23 protein-coding genes are annotated in these 20,543 nt (G+C 63.8%); 19 read left to right on the forward strand and 4 right to left on the reverse strand.

Going from position 1 to position 20,543, the window contains the following annotated elements; genetic code table 11:
* Positions 1-143: 143 nt before the first annotated feature.
* The gene (gene mgtE / locus EL191_RS08920) at positions 144-1,586 is read left to right on the forward strand and encodes a magnesium transporter (protein WP_013714891.1); all 1,443 of its coding nucleotides are present in this window, start codon (positions 144-146) and stop codon (positions 1,584-1,586) included.
* Here mgtE and EL191_RS08925 read toward each other — a convergent pair whose 3' ends face one another.
* Both EL191_RS08925 and EL191_RS08930 read right to left on the reverse strand, forming a co-directional pair.
* Positions 1,587-2,048 (reverse strand): nuclear transport factor 2 family protein, encoded by a 462-nt coding sequence (locus EL191_RS08925; RefSeq protein ID WP_041978160.1) that lies wholly within the window; start codon positions 2,046-2,048, stop codon positions 1,587-1,589.
* Between the two features lie 14 nt (positions 2,049-2,062).
* The gene (locus tag EL191_RS08930; protein WP_041978163.1) at positions 2,063-2,785 is read right to left on the reverse strand and encodes an SDR family oxidoreductase; all 723 of its coding nucleotides are present in this window, start codon (positions 2,783-2,785) and stop codon (positions 2,063-2,065) included.
* Positions 2,786-2,962: 177 nt separating this feature from the next.
* On the opposite strand from EL191_RS08930, the gene EL191_RS08935 reads away from it, so the two are divergent.
* From EL191_RS08935 to EL191_RS08950, 4 genes are all read left to right on the forward strand, one after another.
* Positions 2,963-3,859: an AraC family transcriptional regulator gene (locus tag EL191_RS08935; protein WP_013714894.1), complete on the forward strand. Its 897-nt coding sequence runs from the start codon at positions 2,963-2,965 to the stop codon at positions 3,857-3,859.
* 199 nt (positions 3,860-4,058) lie between these two features.
* Positions 4,059-4,316, forward strand: coding sequence for an OadG family transporter subunit (locus EL191_RS08940; RefSeq protein ID WP_026042071.1), 258 nt, complete (start codon positions 4,059-4,061; stop codon positions 4,314-4,316).
* Positions 4,317-4,339: 23 nt separating this feature from the next.
* On the forward strand, positions 4,340-6,118 hold the full coding sequence (oadA, locus tag EL191_RS08945) for a sodium-extruding oxaloacetate decarboxylase subunit alpha (RefSeq protein ID WP_017362482.1): 1,779 nt from the start codon (positions 4,340-4,342) through the stop codon (positions 6,116-6,118).
* 10 nt (positions 6,119-6,128) lie between these two features.
* Positions 6,129-7,265 carry a sodium ion-translocating decarboxylase subunit beta gene (locus tag EL191_RS08950; RefSeq protein WP_041978168.1) on the forward strand — a complete coding sequence of 379 codons (1,137 nt, stop codon included), beginning with the start codon at positions 6,129-6,131 and terminating at the stop codon, positions 7,263-7,265.
* Between the two features lie 101 nt (positions 7,266-7,366).
* Here the strand turns inward: EL191_RS08950 and EL191_RS08955 are convergent, their stop codons facing one another.
* Positions 7,367-7,693 carry an Arc family DNA-binding protein gene (locus EL191_RS08955; protein ID WP_003461866.1) on the reverse strand — a complete coding sequence of 109 codons (327 nt, stop codon included), beginning with the start codon at positions 7,691-7,693 and terminating at the stop codon, positions 7,367-7,369.
* Positions 7,694-8,077: 384 nt separating this feature from the next.
* On the opposite strand from EL191_RS08955, the gene phnC reads away from it, so the two are divergent.
* The 14 genes from phnC to EL191_RS09025 all read left to right on the forward strand — a co-directional run bounded on the left by phnC (position 8,078) and on the right by EL191_RS09025 (position 19,963).
* A complete protein-coding gene (gene phnC, locus EL191_RS08960) occupies positions 8,078-8,902 on the forward strand; it encodes a phosphonate ABC transporter ATP-binding protein (RefSeq protein ID WP_013714899.1) in 825 nt (274 codons plus the stop codon).
* A gap of 53 nt (positions 8,903-8,955) precedes the next feature.
* Complete coding sequence (phnD, locus tag EL191_RS08965) at positions 8,956-9,957, forward strand: phosphonate ABC transporter substrate-binding protein (RefSeq protein WP_041978225.1); 1,002 nt, start codon at positions 8,956-8,958, stop codon at positions 9,955-9,957.
* Positions 9,958-10,039: 82 nt separating this feature from the next.
* Positions 10,040-10,831: a phosphonate ABC transporter, permease protein PhnE gene (gene phnE, locus EL191_RS08970; RefSeq protein ID WP_041978228.1), complete on the forward strand. Its 792-nt coding sequence runs from the start codon at positions 10,040-10,042 to the stop codon at positions 10,829-10,831.
* Positions 10,832-10,851: 20 nt separating this feature from the next.
* On the forward strand, positions 10,852-11,574 hold the full coding sequence (gene phnF, locus EL191_RS08975; RefSeq protein ID WP_080764259.1) for a phosphonate metabolism transcriptional regulator PhnF: 723 nt from the start codon (positions 10,852-10,854) through the stop codon (positions 11,572-11,574).
* Between the two features lie 11 nt (positions 11,575-11,585).
* A complete protein-coding gene (gene phnG, locus EL191_RS08980; RefSeq protein ID WP_041978232.1) occupies positions 11,586-12,035 on the forward strand; it encodes a phosphonate C-P lyase system protein PhnG in 450 nt (149 codons plus the stop codon).
* On the forward strand, positions 12,035-12,646 hold the full coding sequence (gene phnH / locus EL191_RS08985; protein ID WP_041978234.1) for a phosphonate C-P lyase system protein PhnH: 612 nt from the start codon (positions 12,035-12,037) through the stop codon (positions 12,644-12,646). The genes phnG and phnH overlap by 1 nt, the downstream gene beginning before the upstream one ends.
* Complete coding sequence (locus tag EL191_RS08990) at positions 12,646-13,722, forward strand: carbon-phosphorus lyase complex subunit PhnI (RefSeq protein ID WP_041978236.1); 1,077 nt, start codon at positions 12,646-12,648, stop codon at positions 13,720-13,722. The genes phnH and EL191_RS08990 overlap by 1 nt, the downstream gene beginning before the upstream one ends.
* A complete protein-coding gene (locus EL191_RS08995) occupies positions 13,722-14,591 on the forward strand; it encodes an alpha-D-ribose 1-methylphosphonate 5-phosphate C-P-lyase PhnJ (protein ID WP_041978238.1) in 870 nt (289 codons plus the stop codon). Before EL191_RS08990 ends, EL191_RS08995 begins: the two co-directional genes overlap by 1 nt.
* Positions 14,588-15,397, forward strand: coding sequence for a phosphonate C-P lyase system protein PhnK (phnK, locus tag EL191_RS09000; RefSeq protein WP_041978240.1), 810 nt, complete (start codon positions 14,588-14,590; stop codon positions 15,395-15,397). Before EL191_RS08995 ends, phnK begins: the two co-directional genes overlap by 4 nt.
* Positions 15,398-15,480: 83 nt before the next feature.
* On the forward strand, positions 15,481-16,197 hold the full coding sequence (gene phnL / locus EL191_RS09005; RefSeq protein ID WP_041978242.1) for a phosphonate C-P lyase system protein PhnL: 717 nt from the start codon (positions 15,481-15,483) through the stop codon (positions 16,195-16,197).
* Entirely contained in the window at positions 16,187-17,332 is a 1,146-nt protein-coding gene (locus EL191_RS09010) for an alpha-D-ribose 1-methylphosphonate 5-triphosphate diphosphatase (protein ID WP_041978244.1), read from the forward strand. Before phnL ends, EL191_RS09010 begins: the two co-directional genes overlap by 11 nt.
* Positions 17,332-17,913: a phosphonate metabolism protein/1,5-bisphosphokinase (PRPP-forming) PhnN gene (phnN, locus tag EL191_RS09015; RefSeq protein WP_041978246.1), complete on the forward strand. Its 582-nt coding sequence runs from the start codon at positions 17,332-17,334 to the stop codon at positions 17,911-17,913. Before EL191_RS09010 ends, phnN begins: the two co-directional genes overlap by 1 nt.
* Complete coding sequence (gene phnP / locus EL191_RS09020; protein ID WP_041978249.1) at positions 17,904-18,668, forward strand: phosphonate metabolism protein PhnP; 765 nt, start codon at positions 17,904-17,906, stop codon at positions 18,666-18,668. Before phnN ends, phnP begins: the two co-directional genes overlap by 10 nt.
* A gap of 95 nt (positions 18,669-18,763) precedes the next feature.
* Positions 18,764-19,963, forward strand: coding sequence for an MFS transporter (locus EL191_RS09025; RefSeq protein ID WP_041978252.1), 1,200 nt, complete (start codon positions 18,764-18,766; stop codon positions 19,961-19,963).
* Between the two features lie 6 nt (positions 19,964-19,969).
* Here the strand turns inward: EL191_RS09025 and EL191_RS09030 are convergent, their stop codons facing one another.
* Positions 19,970-20,437 (reverse strand): Lrp/AsnC family transcriptional regulator, encoded by a 468-nt coding sequence (locus EL191_RS09030; RefSeq protein ID WP_013714912.1) that lies wholly within the window; start codon positions 20,435-20,437, stop codon positions 19,970-19,972.
* Positions 20,438-20,543: the final 106 nt, after the last annotated feature.

The following is a 20,543-nucleotide window of genomic DNA, read 5'->3' on the forward strand; positions in this document are numbered from 1 at the left end:
TCATTCGCCGCGTCAGCCCCGCCGGGGCTTGTGGAATACCACCATGGACTTACCCAGTAGTTACTCAATACTCCCCTCGCACAATCGTGTAAGACCTGATTGATCCCCTTTGGCGTGCCCGCCAACTGGGGGTGGAGCGCGCTATGACTGAAGTAGAAGCCAAGAAGCCGCAAGAGAGCTTGCAGGATCGCCTGGCCCAGGTGATCGAACTGCTGCATCGGCACAAGCTGGTCGAAGACCTGACCCATCGTCAGGAAGGCCAGCACCACGACCGGGTCGAGAATCTGGTTCACCGGCAGAATCTCGCCGAGCTGCAGCGCAAGCTCGAGGATCTGCACCCCGCTGACATCGCCCACATCCTCGAAGCCTTGCCGCTCGATGAGCGTCTGACCGTCTGGCAACTGGTCAAGGCCGAGCGTGATGGCGACATCCTGCTGGAAGTCTCCGACGCAGTCCGGGAAACCCTGATCGCCGACATGGACGATCACGAGATTCTCGCTGCAGCCAAGGATCTGGACGCCGACGAACTCGCCGACCTGGCACCTGAGCTGCCGCGCGACGTCGTTCATGAGTTGATGGAGTCGCTCGACGCGCAGCAGCGCGAGCGTGTGCGTTCGGCCCTGTCCTATGAGGAAGATCAGGTCGGCGCGCTGATGGACTTCGAGATGGTCACCATCCGTGAGGACGTCAGCCTGGAAGTGGTGCTGCGTTATCTGCGCCGCCTCAAGGAGCTGCCGGGCCATACCGACAAGCTGTTCGTGGTCGATTACGACGGCGTACTCAAGGGCGTGCTGCCGATCAAGCGCCTGCTGGTCAACGATCCGGAGAAGCAGGTCGGCGAGGTCATGGCCGACGATCCGGTGAGCTTCCATCCTGACGAGGACGGCTACGACGCCGCGCAGGCGTTCGAGCGTTACGACCTGATTTCCGCCCCCGTGGTGGACAAGAACGGCAAGCTGATCGGCCGTCTGACCATCGACGAAATGGTCGACCTGATCCGTGAGGAAAGCGAAAGCGAAGTGCTGAACATGGCCGGTTTGCGCGAGGAGGAAGATATCTTCGCCTCGGTGTGGAAGTCGGTGCGCAACCGCTGGGCCTGGCTGGCGATCAACCTGGTCACTGCGTTTCTCGCCTCGAGGGTGATCGGCCTGTTCGAAGGCTCGATCGAGAAACTGGTGGCGCTGGCAGCACTGATGCCCATCGTCGCCGGTATCGGTGGCAATTCCGGTAACCAGACCATCACCATGATTGTGCGCGCCATGGCGCTGGATCAGGTCAGTACCGGCAATACCGCGCGCCTGGTGCGCAAGGAGCTGGGCGTTTCCCTGATCAACGGCATTCTCTGGGGCGGGGTGATTGGCGGTGTCGCCTATTATCTGTATGACAGCTGGTCGCTGGGCGTGGTGATGACTGCGGCGATGACCCTTAACCTGTTGCTGGCAGCGCTGATGGGGGTGCTGATCCCCATGACCCTGGCACGTCTGGGACGCGATCCGGCCATGGGGGCCAGCGTGATGATCACCGCCATGACCGACAGCGGCGGCTTCTTCATCTTCCTGGGACTGGCGTCGATCTTCCTGCTGTAATCAGTTCATCAGCTCGACCAGCCGCCAGGTGTCGAGAAAGGCCGTGACCCGAGTGATCCGGCCATTCTCCACCTGCATGTGCCAGGAATAGCTGTTCTCGTAGCGACTGCCGTCCTTGGCGGTCGCTTCGCCATCCCAATGCGCGACCACATGAGACCCTTGCGCCACGATCTGGCGAACGGTGGGCACGATGGGGGTCGCCAGTTTGTCGGTAATGGGCTTGACTGCATCCTCCATGAAGGCTTTGCGCGTGCGGTAGGTGCCCGATACAGGGCTGTTGCCGGCTACGACCCAGATCGCATCTTCGGCCAGCAGATTGAAGATACCGCCCTGGCCGGCGCGCCAGTCATCGAAGGCTTTCTGGATCAGCGCGACGTTTTCCTGGGTGGCATCGTCCGCTACGGCTGAGAGGCTGAGCAGGCTGCCAAGCAGAAGGGCGATCAGGGGGTGGCGTGCTTTCATCGGGGCGTTCCTGTTCAGTAGGGGCTGGCGGTAGGGCGTACGATGACTTCGCTGACATCGACGTCGTCGGGCTGCTCGACTGCATAGGCCACGGCACGGGCGATGGCGTCCGGTGTGATGGCGATGCGGCGGAACGACTTCATCGCATTTCGGGCGCTGGCATCGGTGATGTTGTCGGCCAACTCTGACTCGACCACACCCGGACAGATGGTGGTGACGCGGATGCGCTCGTTTTCCTGGCGCAAGCCTTCGGAAATGGCCCAGACCGCGTACTTGGTAGCGCAGTAGACCGCGGCGGTCGGTGATACGGCATGGGCGCCGATAGAGGCGATGTTGATTATCTGGCCGCGCCCGCGCTGCTCCATGCCTGGCAGCACTGCCGCGATGCCATGCAGTACGCCGCGTACGTTGACGTCGATCATGCGGTTCCATTCGTCCACCTTCAGCGCGTTTAGCGGTGACAAGGGCATTACCCCGGCATTGTTGATGATGACGTCGACGGGGCCGTAGTGTGCCTCTGCATGCTCGACGAAGGCTTGCATGTCATGTAGCTGGCTTACGTCCAGGGCGCGGCAGGAGGCGCTTCGCCCCTGTGCGTGCAGCTCGTTGACCAGCGTCTGCAGGCGTTCGAGGCGTCGGGCGCCGAGGACCACCTGGTGGCCCTGGCTGGCGAGGTGTCTGGCGATTGCTTCGCCGATGCCGCTGCTGGCACCGGTGATGAGGATGACTTTGCTCATGTCGGTCTCCATCTGGGTTGTGGAGATTCCATGCTAGGCACGAGCCGACCGCCTGCTAAGTCTCGTTACTCTTTCGATATTGCCTGTTTCTATTGACTGCTTCCTACAATGTGCCGGTCTTCCTCAAGAGTGGGTGTAAGAGGCATGAGTGCGAAGTCAGAGAGCGTGAAGCGGCGCATGGTTGAGCTGATGCTGCGTCTGGCTCCCGAGGAGGGCTATACCGCGGCGCAACTGGATGGCATCACCTTCATGCGCTCCAATCGGCCACTTCCAGTGACGCCAGCGTTGTACGAGCCGAGCATCGTGATCGTGATCCAGGGGCGCAAGAGTGGGCTGCATGACGGCAATCTGTACGTCTACGATGCGCAGCACTATCTGGTGCTGGCGCTACCTCTGCCGTTTGCCATCGAAACCGAGGCGACGGCCGAGGAGCCCATGCTAGGTGTAGCACTGCGAGTCGATCCGCTGTTGGTGGCCGAACTGGTGATGGAGCTGGACGAGCCCTCGACCAGTGCACCGGCGACGCTCTATTCCAGTCCGATGGACGCACGCTTGAGTGACGCGACGTTGCGCCTGCTGGAAGCCTTGGCCGATCCCGATGAGGTGCGCCTGCTAGGTCCGTCGATCATGCGTGAGATCGTCTTCCGTGTGCTGCAGGGCGAGCAGGGTAGTGGCCTGCGCGCGACCCTGGCGCAGAACAGCCATTTCGGCCGCATCGCTCGCGTCCTGCAGCGCATACATCGCGACTATCAGTCAGCGCTCGATGTGCCTTCACTGGCTGAGACCGCCAACATGAGCGTGCCGGCCTTCCACGTGCATTTCAAGGCCATGACCAGTCGCTCGCCGTTGCAATACCTCAAGGCCATGCGTCTGCATCAGGCTCGGTTGCTGATGATACGCAGCGATATGAGTGCGATCAGCGCGGCGCAGCGCGTCGGGTATGAGAGCCCTTCGCAGTTCAGTCGCGAGTTCAAGCGGCTCTTCGGGCGCACGCCTGGAGACGAGACGCGCCACTTCAAGCAGCTTCTGGCGCTGGCGCCTGCCGTTGATACCCGCGTGCGTTCTGCCTCCTGAGACTACTCGCAACGCTTTTCTCCTTCTTTGGTAGTGGGTGCGCAAAAACCACTACATAAACGGTCAATCCCGCCCTTTTGGCGTTTGCTTCAAACGCTTGTTTCAGGCTAAGGTTCGGCAGCTTTGCCCGGGCGCTGACCCTGGGCGCTCCTGATCAATAATGAATGCAGCCCGCGAGCTGCTGGCCAAAGGAGCCAAGATGACCGCCAGTGAACTACTGCTTGAGGGTGTCGAACTCATGCTGTTCGGCATGGGCTTCGTGTTTGTCTTTCTGGTGTTGCTGGTGGGTGTGGTCAGCCTGATGTCGCGTCTGATCGCGACCTTTGCTCCACCTGCTGCGGCTCCTGCCGCTTCCTCTCCACTATCCAGTGCCAAGTCGGCCAGCCATGAGCCGGATGCAGAAACGCTGGCCGCCATTCAATCCGCTATTGCCCAGCACCGCGCTCGCCGCGGTTGATCAGGTTCAGAGGGAGTACCTGTATGACTGCCGTTAAACAAGCACTCGGGATCACCGATGTGGTGCTGCGTGACGCCCACCAATCCATCCTGGCCACGCGCGTGCGCCTGGAAGACATGCTGCCGATCGCGCCCAAGCTGGATCAGGTCGGCTTCTGGTCGGTGGAGTCCTGGGGTGGGGCGACCTTCGATGCCTGTATTCGCTACCTCGGCGAAGACCCCTGGGAGCGCATCCGTGAACTGAAGAAGGCCATGCCCAACACCCGCCAGCAGATGCTTCTGCGCGGGCAGAACCTGCTGGGCTACCGCCACTACGCCGATGACGTGGTGGAGAAATTCGTCGAGCGTGCCGCCATCAATGGAGTCGACGTGTTCCGCGTGTTCGACGCGATGAACGACCCGCGCAATCTGCAAACCGCACTCAAGGCCGTCAAGCAGCAGGGCAAGCACGCCCAGGGCACCATCTCCTACACCACCAGTCCGGTGCACACCCTCGAAATGTGGGTCGATCTGGCCAAGCAGATCGAAGACATGGGTGCCGATTCGGTGGCGATCAAGGACATGGCAGGGATTCTCACGCCTTACACCGCATTCGAGCTGGTCTCGCGTCTGAAGGCCAGCCTGGCCATTCCGATCCATATGCAATGCCACGCGACTGCGGGACTTTCGTCGGTGGCCATTCTCAAGGCAGTGGAGGCTGGCATCGACAACGTCGACACCGCCATCTCGTCGTTGTCGATGACTTACGGCCACTCGCCGACCGAATCGGTGGTGGCTATGTTCCAGGGCACCGAGCGCGACACCGGGCTGAACCTGGAGCTGTTGGAGGAGATCGCCGCGTACTTCCGCGAGGTGCGCAAGAAATACGCGAAGTTCGAGGGCAACCTCAAGGGGGTCGACTCGCGCATCCTGGTCGCCCAGGTACCGGGCGGGATGCTCACCAATATGGAAAGCCAGTTGAAAGAGCAGGGCGCCCAGGACAAGTTCGACCAGGTGCTGGCCGAGATTCCGCGTGTGCGCGAAGACCTGGGTTTCATCCCGCTGGTGACGCCCACCTCGCAGATCGTTGGCACCCAGGCGGTGATCAACGTGCTCACCGGCGAACGCTACAAATCGATTACCAAGGAGACCGCCGGCGTGCTCAAGGGCGAGTACGGCGCAGCTCCTGCTCCCTTCAATGCCGAGTTGCAGGCGCGCGTGCTCGATGGCGCCGAGGCTATCACCTGCCGCCCGGCCGACCTGCTGGATGCCGAGATGGGCAAGCTGACCGCCGAACTCAAGGGCATCGCCCAGGAGAAGGGTATCCAGCTTGCCGCTGACGAGATCGACGACGTACTGACCTACGCGCTGTTCCCGCAGATCGGTCTGAAGTTTCTGGAAAACCGCGGCAACCCGGCGGCCTTCGAGCCGGCGCCTACCGGTAAGGAAGCTCCCACCCGTGAGGCTGGCAAGCCCGAGGTCTATACCGTCGAGGTCAATGGCAAATCCTTCGTCGTGAAGGTGGGCGAAGGTGGCGATATCGAGGGTATCAAGCCCGTCGGTGGCGCCGTGAACGCCGCTGCTGCGCCAGATCCGGTCGCAGCGGGTGGCGGCGAGCCGCAGGCGGCACCGCTGGCCGGCAATATCTTCAAGGTGCTGGTGCAACCAGGCCAGGCCGTCGAGGAAGGGCAACTGGTGATCATCCTCGAGGCGATGAAGATGGAAACCGAAATCCGCGCCTTCAAGGCCGGCACCGTCGGTGCCGTCAACGTCAAGGTGGGTGACGCAGTGGCAGTAGGCGACAGCCTGCTGACCATCGGCTGAGGAGCGCATCATGGAAAAGCTGCTCAAGCTCTGGCAGAGCACTGGCCTGTATCACCTGGAGCCTGGCCAGGCCTTCATGATCGCAGTGTGCCTGCTGTTGATCTACCTGGCCATCAAGAAGGGCTTCGAGCCCCTGTTGCTGGTACCCATTGGTTTCGGCGGCCTGCTGTCGAACATCCCGGTGGCCAACATGGCCGAAGGCGCGGGCTTCCTGCATCTGATCTATGAAGTGGGGTTGCCGACCAGCATCTTCCCGCTACTGATCTTCCTTGGCGTTGGGGCCATGACCGACTTCGGTCCGATGCTGGCCAACCCCAAGACCTTGCTGCTCGGCGCCGCTGCGCAGTTCGGTATCTTCGGTACGCTGCTCGGCGCCCTGGCGATCACAGCGCTGGGCATTCCCGGTATGGAGTTCACGCTCAAGGAGGCAGCGTCCATCGCCATCATTGGCGGGGCGGACGGGCCGACCTCGATCTTCGTTACCTCCAAGCTGGCGCCTCATCTGCTCGGTCCGATCGCCGTTGCCGCCTACGCCTACATGGCATTGGTGCCGCTGTTGCAGCCGCCGATCATGCGTGCGCTGACCACCAAGGAGGAGCGCGCCATCGTCATGCAGCAACTGCGTCCGGTGGGGCAGACCGAGAAGATCGTCTTCCCCATCGTGCTGTGCATCCTCATCGGCCTGCTGCTGCCCGATGCCGCGCCGCTGATCGGCATGTTCGCCCTTGGCAACCTGCTGCGTGAGGCTGGCGTGGTTGAGCGTCTGGCCGATACCTCGCGCAACGCGCTGATCAATATCGTCACCATCTTCCTCGGATTGACCGTGGGCTCGAAGCTGTCGGCAGACGCCTTCCTGCAGCTCAAGACCCTGGGCATTCTGATGCTCGGCATGCTGGCGTTCTGCGCCGGCACCGCGGCCGGCGTACTGATGGCCAAGCTGATGAACCTGTTCAGCAGCAACAAGGTCAACCCGCTGATCGGCTCGGCGGGTGTGTCGGCGGTGCCGATGGCGGCAAGGGTATCGAACAAGGTCGGCCTGGAAGCCAACCCACAGAACTTCCTGCTGATGCATGCCATGGGGCCTAACGTGGCCGGTGTGATCGGCTCGGCCGTGGCCGCGGGGGTACTGCTCAGCTTCGTGGGCTGACAGGCGCGAAGTTCGCTCCGCGTCTTGCCTTGCCTAAATCCCGAAGGGGAATGGCGGGCATTAAAAAACCGGCTCAAGGCCGGTTTTTTAATGGGCTCGCTTCAGGCTTCTTCGGCGGCCATTTCTACGTCGTGGGCAATCAGAGCGACCAGTGCGTTCTGCTGACGGCGCGACAACTGACGAAAACGCTGCAGCAATTCACGCTCATGGAGGCTCAGTTCGGGGCTGTCGAGTCGCAGGCTGAGATCGTCATCCAGAGCACCTTCCTGAAGCATGCTCTGCTCCAGACGGGCGATGATTTCCGAGTTCATGCTGCGGTGATGGTTGCGTGCTACGTCAGCGATACGCTCACGCATGCCATCTGGCAAGCGAACGACAAATTTGTCAGCCGTGCGGCTGGAATAAATAGCCTGTTTCATAGGGCGCATACATTACCGGTTAGTTCAGGGAGCGATACTGGTAATCAGTGTCGAGATTGTCACCGGTTTGACCGTGTTTCGCACTAGCCGTTCAACCGGTATCGCGTTCTGCGTCATTACGACCCGAAGGTCATCTGAACAGTTCCTTGACGCCAAATACGTGTCGCATTGTGATCCAGGTGGCGGCTTTATGCCAGCACCGATTGTCTGAAATGCGTGGTATTCGGCAGAACTCATGTTGGTGCCTCGCTCAAACATCAAAGTTTCAAGTTTCGGTCACTCAATCGTCATCCCCGGTTCACGGGGCTGACACAGCTTGCGCCTACCTTGGTCTACACCAGAAGGCGCCAGCTAGCAGCCTTCTTATCGTTAATGATAGTAGAGGGCCAGCATATGAGCGCAGCGATTCGAGTCGACCGTCTGAACAAGAGCTTCGGCCGTAAACAGGCGCTGTTCGAACTGGCGCTATCGGTGCAGCCGGGCGAGATGGTGGCACTGATCGGCGCTTCTGGCTCGGGCAAGTCGACATTGTTGCGTCATCTCGCCGGGCTGGCACGCGGGGATGCCGGCAGTATCGAAGTGCTCGGCCGTCCGGTGCAGGCCGATGGACGGCTCAATGGCGATGTACGCCGTCAGCGCGCCGATATCGGCTACATCTTCCAGCAGTTCAATTTGGTCGGGCGCCTCAGCGTGCTGCAGAACGTGCTGCTCGGCGGCCTGGGGCGCATGCCGCGTTGGCGCGGCAGCCTCAGTCTGTTCAATCCCGAAGAGAAGCAGCGTGCGATGCAGGCACTGGAGCGGGTAGGGCTGGCCGAGTTCGCCGCGCAGCGTGCCTCGACCCTGTCCGGTGGCCAGCAGCAGCGCGTGGCCATCGCCCGTGCGCTATGCCAGCAGGCCGAGGTGATTCTCGCCGACGAGCCGATTGCCTCGCTCGACCCCGAGTCGGCGCGCAAGGTGATGGAAATTATCGCCGACATCAACCGTCGTGACGGCAAGACGGTGGTGGTGACCCTGCATCAGGTTGACTACGCGGTGCGCTATTGCCAGCGCGCTGTGGCGCTCAAGGGCGGGCGCATTCATTTCGACGGCCCGACCGCGGGCTTCAACCCCGATTTCCTCAATGACCTCTACGGCGGCGATCTAGACATCAGCCTGCTGCTGCCGCAAGGGCAGCGCCCACGGACCGTGGAGCGTCCGCTGACACTGGCCAAGGCCTGAGCTCAGCACCTCATTCGAAAAACCAACGCCAACTAGCAACAGGAGTGTGCTCCATGTTCAAACGCATCGGCCAGGTGCTGGCTGCCTCTGCGCTCGTCACGGGTTCCCTGCTGGGCTCGGCCCAGGCCGCCGAGGAACTCAACTTCGGCATCATTTCCACCGAGTCTTCGCAGAACCTCAAGGCGATGTGGGATCCCTTCCTCGCCGACATGAGCAAGCAGACCGGGGTAAAGATCAACGCCTTCTTCGCGCCTGATTACGCCGGGATCATACAGGGCATGCGCTTCGACAAGGTCGATGTGGCCTGGTATGGCAACAAGTCGGCGATGGAGGCGGTTGATCGCGCCGGTGGCGAGATCTTCGCCCAGACCGTGGCGGCCAACGGCGCGCAGGGTTACTACAGCCTGCTGGTGGCGCACAAGGACAGCTCGATCAACTCGGTCGAGGACATGCTCAAGAACGCCAAGAGCCTGACCTTCGCCAACGGCGACCCCAACTCCACCTCCGGCTACCTGGTACCGGGCTATTACGTGTTCGCCCAGAACAACGTCGACGCCGGCAAGGTCTTCAAGCGCTCGCTCAATGGCAGCCATGAGGTCAACGCGCTGTCGGTGGCCAACAAGCAGGTCGATGTCGGCACCTTCAACAGCGAAGGCATGGAACGCCTGGAAGTGACCGCGCCGGACAAGGCGGCGCAGCTCAAGGTGATCTGGACTTCGCCGCTGATCCCGTCCGACCCCATCGTCTGGCGCAAGAACCTGCCGCAGGAAACCCGCGACAAGCTGCGCAACTTCTTCATGACCTACGGCGCCAAGCCGGAGGAGAAGAAGGTGCTCGAAGGCCTGCAGTGGGGCCAGTTCAAGGCTTCCGACAACGACCAGTTGCTGCCGATTCGTCAGCTCGAGCTGTTCAAGAAGCGCAGCGAAGTGGCCAGCAACGCCACGCTCAAGGACGCCGACAAGCAGGCCCAGCTCAAGGAGCTTGATGCCGAACTGGCCAAGCTGGAGCAGCGTATGGCCGAGCGTGAGAAGCAGAACAGCGCCAGCGCCGGTTGAACCTCGGAGCCGCCCCGCGAAAGTGGGGCGGTTCTTGAAAAGCTCGCCGCTGAAGCGCCTCCCACAGGAACGAGAGTTACCCATGACCACACTGACCACCGCCACCCCAGCAACCGAAGCCAAGCGTAGCTGGCTGCAACTGATTGGCTGGGGCCTGTTCTTCGCCGTACTCGCCTGGTCCTGGCAGGGTGCGGAAATGAACCCGCTGGCGCTGGTGCGCGATGCCGGCAACATGGCCACCTTCGCCGCCGACTTCTTCCCGCCGGATTTCAGCAACTGGCAGCACTACCTCAAGGAGATGGTCGTCACCGTACAGATCGCTCTTTGGGGCACGGTGCTGGCCATCGTCTGCGCCATTCCGCTGGGCATTCTCTGTTCCGAGAACATCGTGCCCTGGTGGGTGTACCAGCCGGTACGCCGGGTGATGGATGCCTGCCGTTCGATCAATGAGATGGTCTTCGCCATGCTCTTCGTCGTCGCGGTCGGTCTCGGCCCCTTCGCCGGCGTGCTGGCGTTGTTCATCAGCACCACCGGGGTGCTGGCCAAATTGTTCGCCGAGGCGGTCGAGGCCATCGATCCAGGTCCGGTCGAAGGCGTGCGTGCCACCGGCGCCAGTGCCCTGCAGGAGGTGATCTTCGGCGTCATCCCGCAAGTGCTGCCGCTGTGGATTTCCTACTCGCTGTACCGCTTCGAGTCCAACGTGCGTTCGGCCACCGTGGTCGGCATGGTCGGCGCCGGTGGTATCGGCGTGATCCTCTGGGAGGCCATTCGCAGCTTCCAGTTCGCCCAGACCTGCGCCCTGCTGATCGTGATCATCCTGGTGGTGAGCGCCATCGACATCCTGTCCCAACGCCTGCGCAAGCTCTTTATCTGAAGGAGAGGGAGGGCGCCTGCGTGCGCCCTTTGCAAACGATGAACTTGTCTAGACAAAGCGAACCGCTGTACCGCGAGCTGGCCGCCGTGTTGCGCGAAGACGTGCAGCACATGAGCCCGGGCGATTACCTGCCGGGCGAGATGCAACTGGCCGCGCGCTTTTCCGTCAACCGTCACACCCTGCGCCGCGCTGTCGACGAGCTGGTGCTCGAAGGCCGCCTGCTGCGCCGCCAAGGCAAGGGCACACAGGTGCTGGCCAAGCCGCTGGTGTATCCGGTAGAGGCGGGCAGTGCCTTCAGCCAGTCGCTGTCAGCGCTTGGTCACCGCGTCGAGGCGCAGCTGATCGAACGTCTGCGTCGTGTTGGCAGCAGCGAGGAGTGCCGCCACCTGCAACTGCCCGATGGCAGCGAACTGCTCGAGCTGGTCACCCTGCGCCTGCTCGACGGCCAGCCGCTGAGCCTGATCCGTCATCGCTTCTGTATCAGCCTGGTGCCGCTGCTGGCCGACTATCAGGGCGGCTCGCTGCGCCAGTACCTGGCCGAGCGCGATCTGCCGCTGACACGCACCTTCAGCCTGATCGGCGCGCGCCTACCCAGTCGCGAGGAGGCTGCGCATCTGCTGATGCCGCGCCATGCGCCGCTGCTCAGCGTACTCACTTTGTCCCGCGATCCCGCTGGCCGGGCGGTGGAGCTGGCGCAGTCCAGCAGCCGCGCCGACCGCTTCCAGTACCGGGTTGCGACCTGATGGAGACCCGCATGAACGATCTTGATCCGAACATCGCCGCGCGTCAGCGCTGGATGGGCGTCCTGGCCCGCGCCGGCAGCGCTCTCGATGCCCATGAGGCGGCGCTGAAAGACAGCGCCTACCAACTGATCCGCTCCCCCGAGGTGGGTATGACCCTGGTGCGCGGGCGCATGGGCGGCACCGGTAGTGCCTTCAACCTCGGGGAGATGACCGTGACCCGCTGTGTGGTGCGTCTGGCCGACGGCCGAACCGGTTACAGCTACCTAGCCGGTCGTGACAAGCGCCGCGCCGAGTTGGCGGCGCTGGCCGATGCACACCTGCAGGGCAGCGACCAGGCGCGCTGGCTGGATGACCTGATCGAGCCCCTGGCCCGTCAGCAGCGCGAACAGCGCCTGAACCGGGCCGCCCGTACTGCCACCACCCAGGTGGAATTCTTCACCCTGGTCAGAGGAGAGGACTGATGACTACGCCGCACAGCTCGCACTGGCTGCAACCGGCTTTCGACGACCCGGTGCTCGATGCCCAGGTCAGCTTCCGCGCGGCCCTCGGCGCCCTGGCCGAGCCGGGGCTGCCACGCGCCATGGATCGTGCCCATGCCTTGGGCGATCTGGCCCCAGCTACTTATGGCTTGTGTCTGGCCTTCCTCGACAGTGATACGCCTCTTTGGCTGGCGCCGCGTTTCGACACGCCGCTGATTCGCGCCAACCTGGCGTTCCACTGCGGCTGCCCGATTGTCGCCGAGCGTGAGATCGCTCTGTTCGCTCTGCTTGATGAGAGCGAGTTGAGCGATCTGTCGGACTTCGACAACGGCAGCGAGCGCTATCCGGACCAGTCCTGCACGTTGCTGATCCAGCTCGACGATCTGCACGCCGGTGTCCCTCTGCGCTGGCGCGGGCCGGGGATCAAGGACGTGCGCGGCGTCAACTTGCCGCTGCCGGCCTCGTTCTGGCAACAGCGCCAGGCGCGCAGCGCCTTTCCCCGTGGTCTGGATTGCTTTTTTGCCGCTGCCGGCGAAGTCATCGGCCTGCCCCGCAGCACCCGCGTGCTGATCGAAACCGAGGAGGCTGCCTGATGTATGTCGCCGTCAAGGGTGGCGAACGCGCCATCGACAATGCCCATCAACTGTTGGCCAGCCGTCGCCGTGGCGATACCGCCGTTGCCGAGCTGGGCGTTGAACAGATCCGCCAGCAACTGCCGCTGGCCGTGGCCCGGGTGATGAGCGAAGGCTCGCTGTACGACGAGGAGCTGGCCGCGCTGGCGATCAAACAGGCGGCCGGTGACCTGATGGAGGCCATCTTCCTCTTGCGCGCCTACCGCACCACGCTGCCGCGCTTCGGCGCCAGCGAGCCGCTGGATACCATGAAGATGCAGCTGGAGCGGCGCATCTCTGCCACCTTCAAGGATCTGCCTGGCGGGCAACTGCTCGGCCCGACCTTCGACTACACCCACCGTCTGCTGGATTTCACATTGCTGGCCGAGGGCGAGTATCCGGCGCCAGAAACGGCCGTTACCGATGAGCCCAAGCCCTGTCCTCGGGTGCTGGATTTTCTCGCCGAGGAAGGGCTGATGGCCCGCGAGCAGGACGACGGCGCACCGGTGCCGGACATCACCCGCGAGCCGCTGGCCTTTCCCGCCAGCCGCGCCGAGCGCCTGCAGGCGCTGGCCCGTGGCGACGAAGGCTTCCTCCTGGCGCTCGGCTACTCGACTCAGCGCGGCTACGGTCGCAACCATCCCTTCGCCGGGGAGATCCGCATCGGTGATGTCGAGGTGTGGATGACGCCTGCCGAACTGGGCTTCGCCGTACCGCTGGGCGACATCGAGATCACCGAGTGCGAGATGGTCAACCAGTTCGTCGGTGACAGCGCCGAGCAGGCGCAGTTTACCCGCGGCTATGGCCTGGCCTTCGGTTACGCCGAGCGCAAGGCCATGGGCATGGCGCTGGTCGATCGCGCGCTGCGAGCCGCCGAGTACGGCGAAGAGGTGCAGGGCCCGGCGCAGGAAGAGGAGTTCGTGCTGATGCACTGCGACAACGTCGAAGCTGCCGGCTTCGTCTCGCACCTCAAGTTGCCGCACTACGTCGACTTCCAGGCCGAACTGGAACTGATCCGCAAGCTGCGCCGCCAGGCGCCGGCAGAGGAGAACCGCTGATGAACGCTTTCACCGCAAGCGGCGCCCGCGAGGCGTCGGCCTACAACTTCGCCTATCTGGATGAGCAGACCAAACGCATGATCCGCCGTGGCTTGCTCAAGGCGGTAGCGATCCCTGGCTACCAGGTGCCCTTCGGCGGTCGAGAAATGCCACTTCCCTATGGCTGGGGCACCGGCGGCATGCAGCTGACTGCCGCCATTCTCGGTGCAGACGATGTGCTCAAGGTGATCGACCAGGGTGCCGACGACACCACCAATGCGGTGTCGATTCGCCGCTTCTTCGCCCGTACCGCAGGTGTCGCCACCACCGAGCGCACGCTTGAGGCCAGCGTGATCCAGACCCGCCACCGTATTCCGGAAACACCGCTGTCGGCCGGGCAGATCATGGTCTATCAGGTGCCGATTCCCGAGCCGCTGCGTTTTATCGAGCCCAGCGAGCAGGAGACGCGGACCATGCATGCGCTGGAAGACTACGGCGTGATGCACGTGAAGCTGTACGAGGACATCGCCACCTTCGGCCATATCGCCACCGCCTACGCCTACCCGGTGACGGTGGATGAGCGCTACGTGATGGACCCGTCGCCGATTCCCAAATTCGACAACCCCAAACTGGACATGAGCCCGGCGCTGATGCTGTTCGGTGCCGGCCGTGAGAAGCGCCTGTATGCGGTGCCGCCCTTTACCCGGGTGGTCAGCCTGGACTTCGAGGATCACCCCTTCGCCGTGCAGCGCTGGGACGAGTGCTGCGCCTTCTGTGGCAGCAGCGATTCCTTCCTTGATGAGCTGATCGTCGATGACGCCGGCAGCAAGCGCTTCGTCTGCTCCGACACCGACTACTGCCGTCAGCGCACCGAGGAGAACCTGCAATGAGCGCCGCCGAACGTCTGCAACCTGCCGTGGCAGCGGCTGAGCCACTGTTCTCGGTGCGTGATCTGACCCGCCTGTACGGCCCGGACAAGGGCTGCCAGGGCGTGAGTTTCGACCTCTATCCCGGTGAAGTGCTGGGCATCGTCGGCGAGTCCGGCTCGGGCAAGTCCACCTTGCTCAGTCTGCTCTCCGGGCGTTGCCCGCCGGATCGCGGCGCGGTCAGTTATCGCGGCCGCGATGGCCAGTGGCTCGACCTGTACAGCGCCAGCGAGGCCGAGCGGCGCACGCTGCTGCGCACCGAATGGGGCTTCGTCGAGCAGAACCCGCGTGACGGCCTGCGTATGGCGGTGTCGGCTGGCGCCAACATCGGCGAGCGGCTGATGGCGCAGGGCGTGCGCCACTACGGCGAGCTACGCGCCGCCGGGCTCGACTGGTTGAGCCAGGTGGAGATCGACCCGGTGCGTATCGACGACCTGCCGCGCACCTTCTCCGGCGGCATGCAGCAGCGCCTGCAGATCGCCCGCAACCTGGTCTCGGCGCCGCGTCTGGTGTTCATGGACGAGCCGACTGGAGGGCTGGACGTGTCTGTGCAGGCGCGCCTGCTCGACCTGCTGCGCGGCCTGGTACGCGAGTTGGACCTGGCGGTGGTGATCGTCACCCACGACCTGGCGGTGGCGCGCCTGCTGGCCGACCGCCTGATGGTGATGCGCCGTTCGCACGTGGTGGAGGCGGGGTTGACCGATCAGATTCTCGACGATCCGCAGCATCCGTATTCGCAGCTGTTGGTGTCGTCGGTGTTGCAGCCCTGATTTCGTCCTGTGGGAGGGGGCTTAGCCTCGACCCCTCTTTGTCGCGGCTAAAGCCCCTCCCACGAACGCAGAGAGTATTGATCATGAACAACCTGATCGAGGTCAGCGGCCTCAGCAAGACCTTCACCCTGCATCAGCAGAACGGCGTCGTCCTGCAGGTGCTGCGTGACCTGAATTTCGCCGTGCGCGGCGGCGAGTGCCTGGTGCTGCACGGCCAGTCCGGCGCCGGTAAATCGACCCTGCTGCGCACGCTGTACGGCAACTACCTGGCGGCCGGCGGCAGCATCCGCATTCTCCACCAGGGCGAGTCGGTGGAGCTGGTCGGCGCCGAGCCGCGCCAGGTGCTGGCGGTGCGCCGGCAGAGTCTGGGCTACGTCAGCCAGTTCCTACGGGTGATCCCGCGCGTGTCGACCCTGGACGTGGTGATGGAACCGGCGCTGTCGCGTGGCTGGACGCGTAGCGATGCCGAGGCGCGGGCCAAGGCATTGCTAGGCCGGCTGAATGTTCCTGAGGCGCTCTGGCAACTGGCGCCGGGCACCTTCTCCGGTGGCGAGCAGCAGCGCGTCAATATCGCCCGCGGCTTCATGGTCGAGTGGCCGGTGCTGCTGCTCGACGAACCCACCGCCTCGCTGGACGACGCCAACCGCCAGGTGGTGCTGGAGCTGATCCTCGAAGCCAAGGCGGCCGGCAGCGCGCTGATCGGCATCTTCCATGACCGCATCGCCCGCGAGGCGGTGGCCGACCGTTACCTCGACATGAGCGCCGCCGCGGCGCAACCGGAGTACGTCTATGTCGTCTGAACAGATTCTTAGCAACGCGCGCGTCGTCACTGCTGAACGCGAGTTCCTCGGCACGCTGTTGCTGCGTGACGGGCTGATCGCTGCAGTGGATGAGGGCGCCAGCCGCCTGCCGCAAGCCCAGGATCTGGGCGGCGATTACCTGCTACCGGGGCTGGTGGAGCTGCACACCGACAACCTGGAAAAACACATGAGCCCGCGCCCCGGGGTTGACTGGCCGTCGACCTCGGCGGTGCTGACCCACGATGCGCAGATCGTCGCCGCTGGCATCACCACCGTATTCGATGCGCTGTCCATCGGCGACATCAACCCGCGTGGCCGGCGCATGCAGCAATTGCCGGCGATGATCGAAGCCATCGCCGCCAGCGAGGCAGCCGGGCAGACCCGCGCCGAGCACCGTCTGCACCTGCGCTGCGAGCTGTGCCATCCCGATGCCCTGACCATCTATCGCGACCTGGTGGAGCACCCGCTGGTGGCCCTGGTGTCGGTGATGGACCACTCGCCCGGTCAGCGCCAGTTCGCCAAGGTGGAGAAGTATCGCGAGTACTACATGGGCAAGTACCACCTGAGCCCGGCAGAGATGGAGGAATTCCTTCAGGAGCAGATTGCCAACTCGCGCCAATACAGCGACCGCCAGCGCCATGCCATCGTCGAGGACTGCCACAGCCGGGGCATCTCGGTGGCCAGCCATGACGACGCGACTCTGGCCCACGTGCAGGAGTCGGCCGATTTCGGCATGGCCATTGCCGAGTTTCCCACCACACTGGAGGCCGCCAGGGCCAGCCACGAACGGGGGCTGAAGGTGCTGATGGGCGCTCCGAACGTGGTGCGTGGCGGCTCGCATTCGGGCAATATCGCCGCCGCCGAGCTGGCGCGCCACGGCGTGTTGGATATCCTTTCCAGCGACTACTACCCGGCCAGCCTGTTGCATGCGGCCTGGCTGCTGACCAGGCAGGACAACGACTATGATTTGCCTGCGGCCATCGCCACCGTGAGCCGCGCACCGGCCAGGGCGGCTGGGATGGATGACCGCGGCGAGATTCGCGTCGGCCTGCGCGCCGACCTGGTCCAGGCCAGGGCCCATGGTCAGCAGCCGGTGATCCAGCAGGTGTGGCGCCAAGCACGAAGGGTGTTCTGATGCAGGGCAGGTTGATCTATCTGATGGGGCCCTCGGGCTCGGGCAAGGACAGCCTGTTGCAGGCGGCGCGTGCGCCGCTGGAGGCACGCGGCTGCCGTTTCGCCCGGCGGGTGATCACCCGCAGCGCCGAGGCTGTGGGCGAGGACGCGCTGGGGGTGACCCCGGCCGCGTTCGAGCGCCTGGAGCTTGAGGGCGCCTTCGCCCTGAGCTGGCGCGCCAACGGCCTGGCCTATGGCATTCCCCGTGAGATCGACGACTGGCTGAGCGCCGGGCAGGACGTGCTGATCAATGGTTCGCGCGGTCATCTCGAAGCGGCCCGGCAGCGTTATCCGCAACTGCTGGCGATCGTTCTGCAGGTCGATGAGGCGGTGCTGCGCCAGCGCCTGCTGGCCCGCGGTCGGGAAACCGCGGAGCAGATCGAGCAGCGCCTGGCGCGCAGCCGGAGCTTCGCTGCCGTGGCAGGCGCTTCAGTGGCGACCGTCGCAGAGGATGGCGTCTGCGTGCTGAACAACTCCGGGCCTCTGCAGCAAACCGTCGGCCGCCTGCTGCAACTGCTCGACGAGCACCGTCGATGCGCCTGACCCTGCTCGGCACCGGCGATGCCCGCCAGGTGCCCGTGTACAACTGCCAGTGCCCGGCCTGCACAGCGGCGCGCGTGCAGCCGGCGCGGCGCCGTGGCCCTTGCTGCGCCCTGATCGAATGCGGCGCGCAGCGCTGGCTGATCGACAGCGGCCTGACCGATCTCACCGAGCGTTTCGCACCGCACAGCCTCAGCGGCATCCTGCAGACCCACTACCATGCCGACCATGCCCAGGGTCTGTTGCACCTGCGCTGGGGCCAGGGCCTGGTGATCCCGGTGCATGGCCCGGATGATCCGGAAGGCCTGGCCGACCTGTACAAGCACCCCGGCATTCTCGACTTCAGCCAGCCGTTCGCTGCCTTCGAGCGCCGCCAACTGGGCCAACTGCAGGTCACTGCGCTACCGCTGACCCACTCCAAGCCAACCTTTGGCTATTTGTTCGAGGGGAAGGGGGGCGAGGGGCAGGGCAGGCGTATCGCCTATCTCACCGACACGGTTGGCGTGCCGGAGGCCAGCTGCGCGGAGCTTGGGCGTGTGCCGCTGGATCTGCTGGTGCTCGATTGCTCCACCGCGCCGCAGCCGGTGGCGCCGCGCAACCACAACGATCTGACCCGCGCGCTGGAGGTCATCGAACGGTTGCAGCCGACGCATGCGGTGCTGACCCATATCGGTCACAGTTTCGACGCCTGGTTGCTGGACCACCCCGACGCCTTGCCGCCTGGCGTGACGCTGGCGCGCGACGGTCTGGTGCTGTGAGTCCGTATCGTCCGTAACCCTGAATTTCAGGCTAGCCTGGCCTGCCGTTACAGTGTCAGACCTTCCGATTCGTTTGCCGACAGCCAAGAGAACGCATGAACGCGCGTCGTATCACCCTGTTGCTTTGCACTGCCGAAACCCTGGGTATGGCCGGGTTTGCTCTGTTTGCCGCACTGTTGCCGCAATTCCAGGCGCTCTGGGGCTTGAACAATACCGAGGCGGGCTGGATCGGCGGCGGCTTCTTTCTCGGCTATATGCTGGCCGTGCCGGTGCTCACCGGCCTGACCGACCGTTATGACGCCCGGCTGATCTACCTGTGGGCCATGTTGCTGACGGCCGTGGCCAGCGCGGGTTTCGTTTTCGCCGATGGTTTCTGGTCCGCATTGCTCTGGCGCGTACTTGCCGGTATTGGCCTGGCCGGCACCTACATGCCGGGACTCAAGGCGTTGTCGGAACGTATCGACGGTGCCTCGCAGTCGCGTGCCATCGCCTTCTACACCGCTAGTTTCGGCCTGGGTACGGCGCTGTCCTTCACCCTGTCCGGTGAATTGGCCAAGCTCGGCGGCTGGCAACTGCCGGCGTTGCTCAGCGGTGCCTGTGCGTTGCTGGCCTGGGCGTTGGTGTATTGGGGGCTGGCGCCGAAAGCGGTCGAGGCACATGCGCCGCGTAATCTGCTGGATCTGGCGCCGTTGGGAAATCGCGCGGTGCTGGCTTACTGCCTAGCCTATGCGATGCACAACCTGGAGCTGTTCGCCCTGCGCGCCTGGTTGGTGGCCTTCGTGGTGTTCTCCGGGCATCTGCAGAGCGTCGATCCCTGGCTATCGGGCACCTGGGTGGCGATGCTGGCGACCTTGATCGGCATGCCGTCGAGTATCCTCGGCAATGAACTGGCGCTGCGTTTCGGGCGTCAGCGCTGGCTGATCGGCGTGATGCTCAGCTCCGCGCTGCTTGCCCCCGTGGTTGGCCTGGGCGCGGCGCTGCCGTTCTGGGTGATGCTGGTGCTGACTCTGATCTACGCGGTGACCGTCACCGCCGACTCGGCTTCGTTGACCTCCGGATTGGTCAGCGTCGCTCCGGCCAGTCACCGTGGTGCGGCGATGGCACTGTATTCCTGTACCGGCTTTACCGGCGCGTTCCTCGGCCCGCTGTTGTTCGGCATGACCCTCGATGCTCTGGGGAACCAGCGATTGCTCGGCTGGTGGGCAGCGTTCGCGTTGATGGGTTTGCTACTGACGTTGGGCCCATTGGCGTTGTATTGGGCCGGGCGTGCTGAGGTGGCGCCGAGCGAGCGTTGAGCCCGCTCAGTCCAGCGGCAACTCGGTGGTGCGCTTGACCTCGCTCATGGCGATATGTGAGTGCGCCTCGTGCACGTGCGGGCGCTGCAGCAGGTGGTCGCGCAGGAAACGCTCGTAATCGGCAATGTCCTTGGCTACCACCTTGAGCAGGTAGTCAGAGCCGCCGGCCATGCTGTAGCACTCCAGCACCTGCGGGTAGCCGACCACGGCCTGCTCGAACTCGTCCAGATTGCCGCGACCATGGGCCGACAGCTTGATGTCGACGAACACCGTGATGCCGAAGCCCAGGCGCTTGTGATTGAGCAGGGCGACCTTGCGTTCGATCAGCCCCTCTTCCTGCATGCGGTTGATCCGCCGCCAGCAGGGTGACTGCGACAGCTCGACCTTTTCCGCCACCTCGGCGGCCGAGAGGTCGGCATTGTGTTGTAGCAGGCGGAGAATCCGTCGGTCGATAGGGCTGAGCTTGTCCTGCATGATTGTTTCCAATTTATTTTGATTGTTGGAAGGATCATGCGAAGTATCGCCTTCGCTACTCGAAAATAGAAAGAAAAAAGCGGAACCCTCCAGTCATGCTTTAGGC

It is taken from the genome of Pseudomonas mendocina, from assembly GCF_900636545.1.
Taxonomy (GTDB): domain Bacteria; phylum Pseudomonadota; class Gammaproteobacteria; order Pseudomonadales; family Pseudomonadaceae; genus Aquipseudomonas; species Aquipseudomonas mendocina.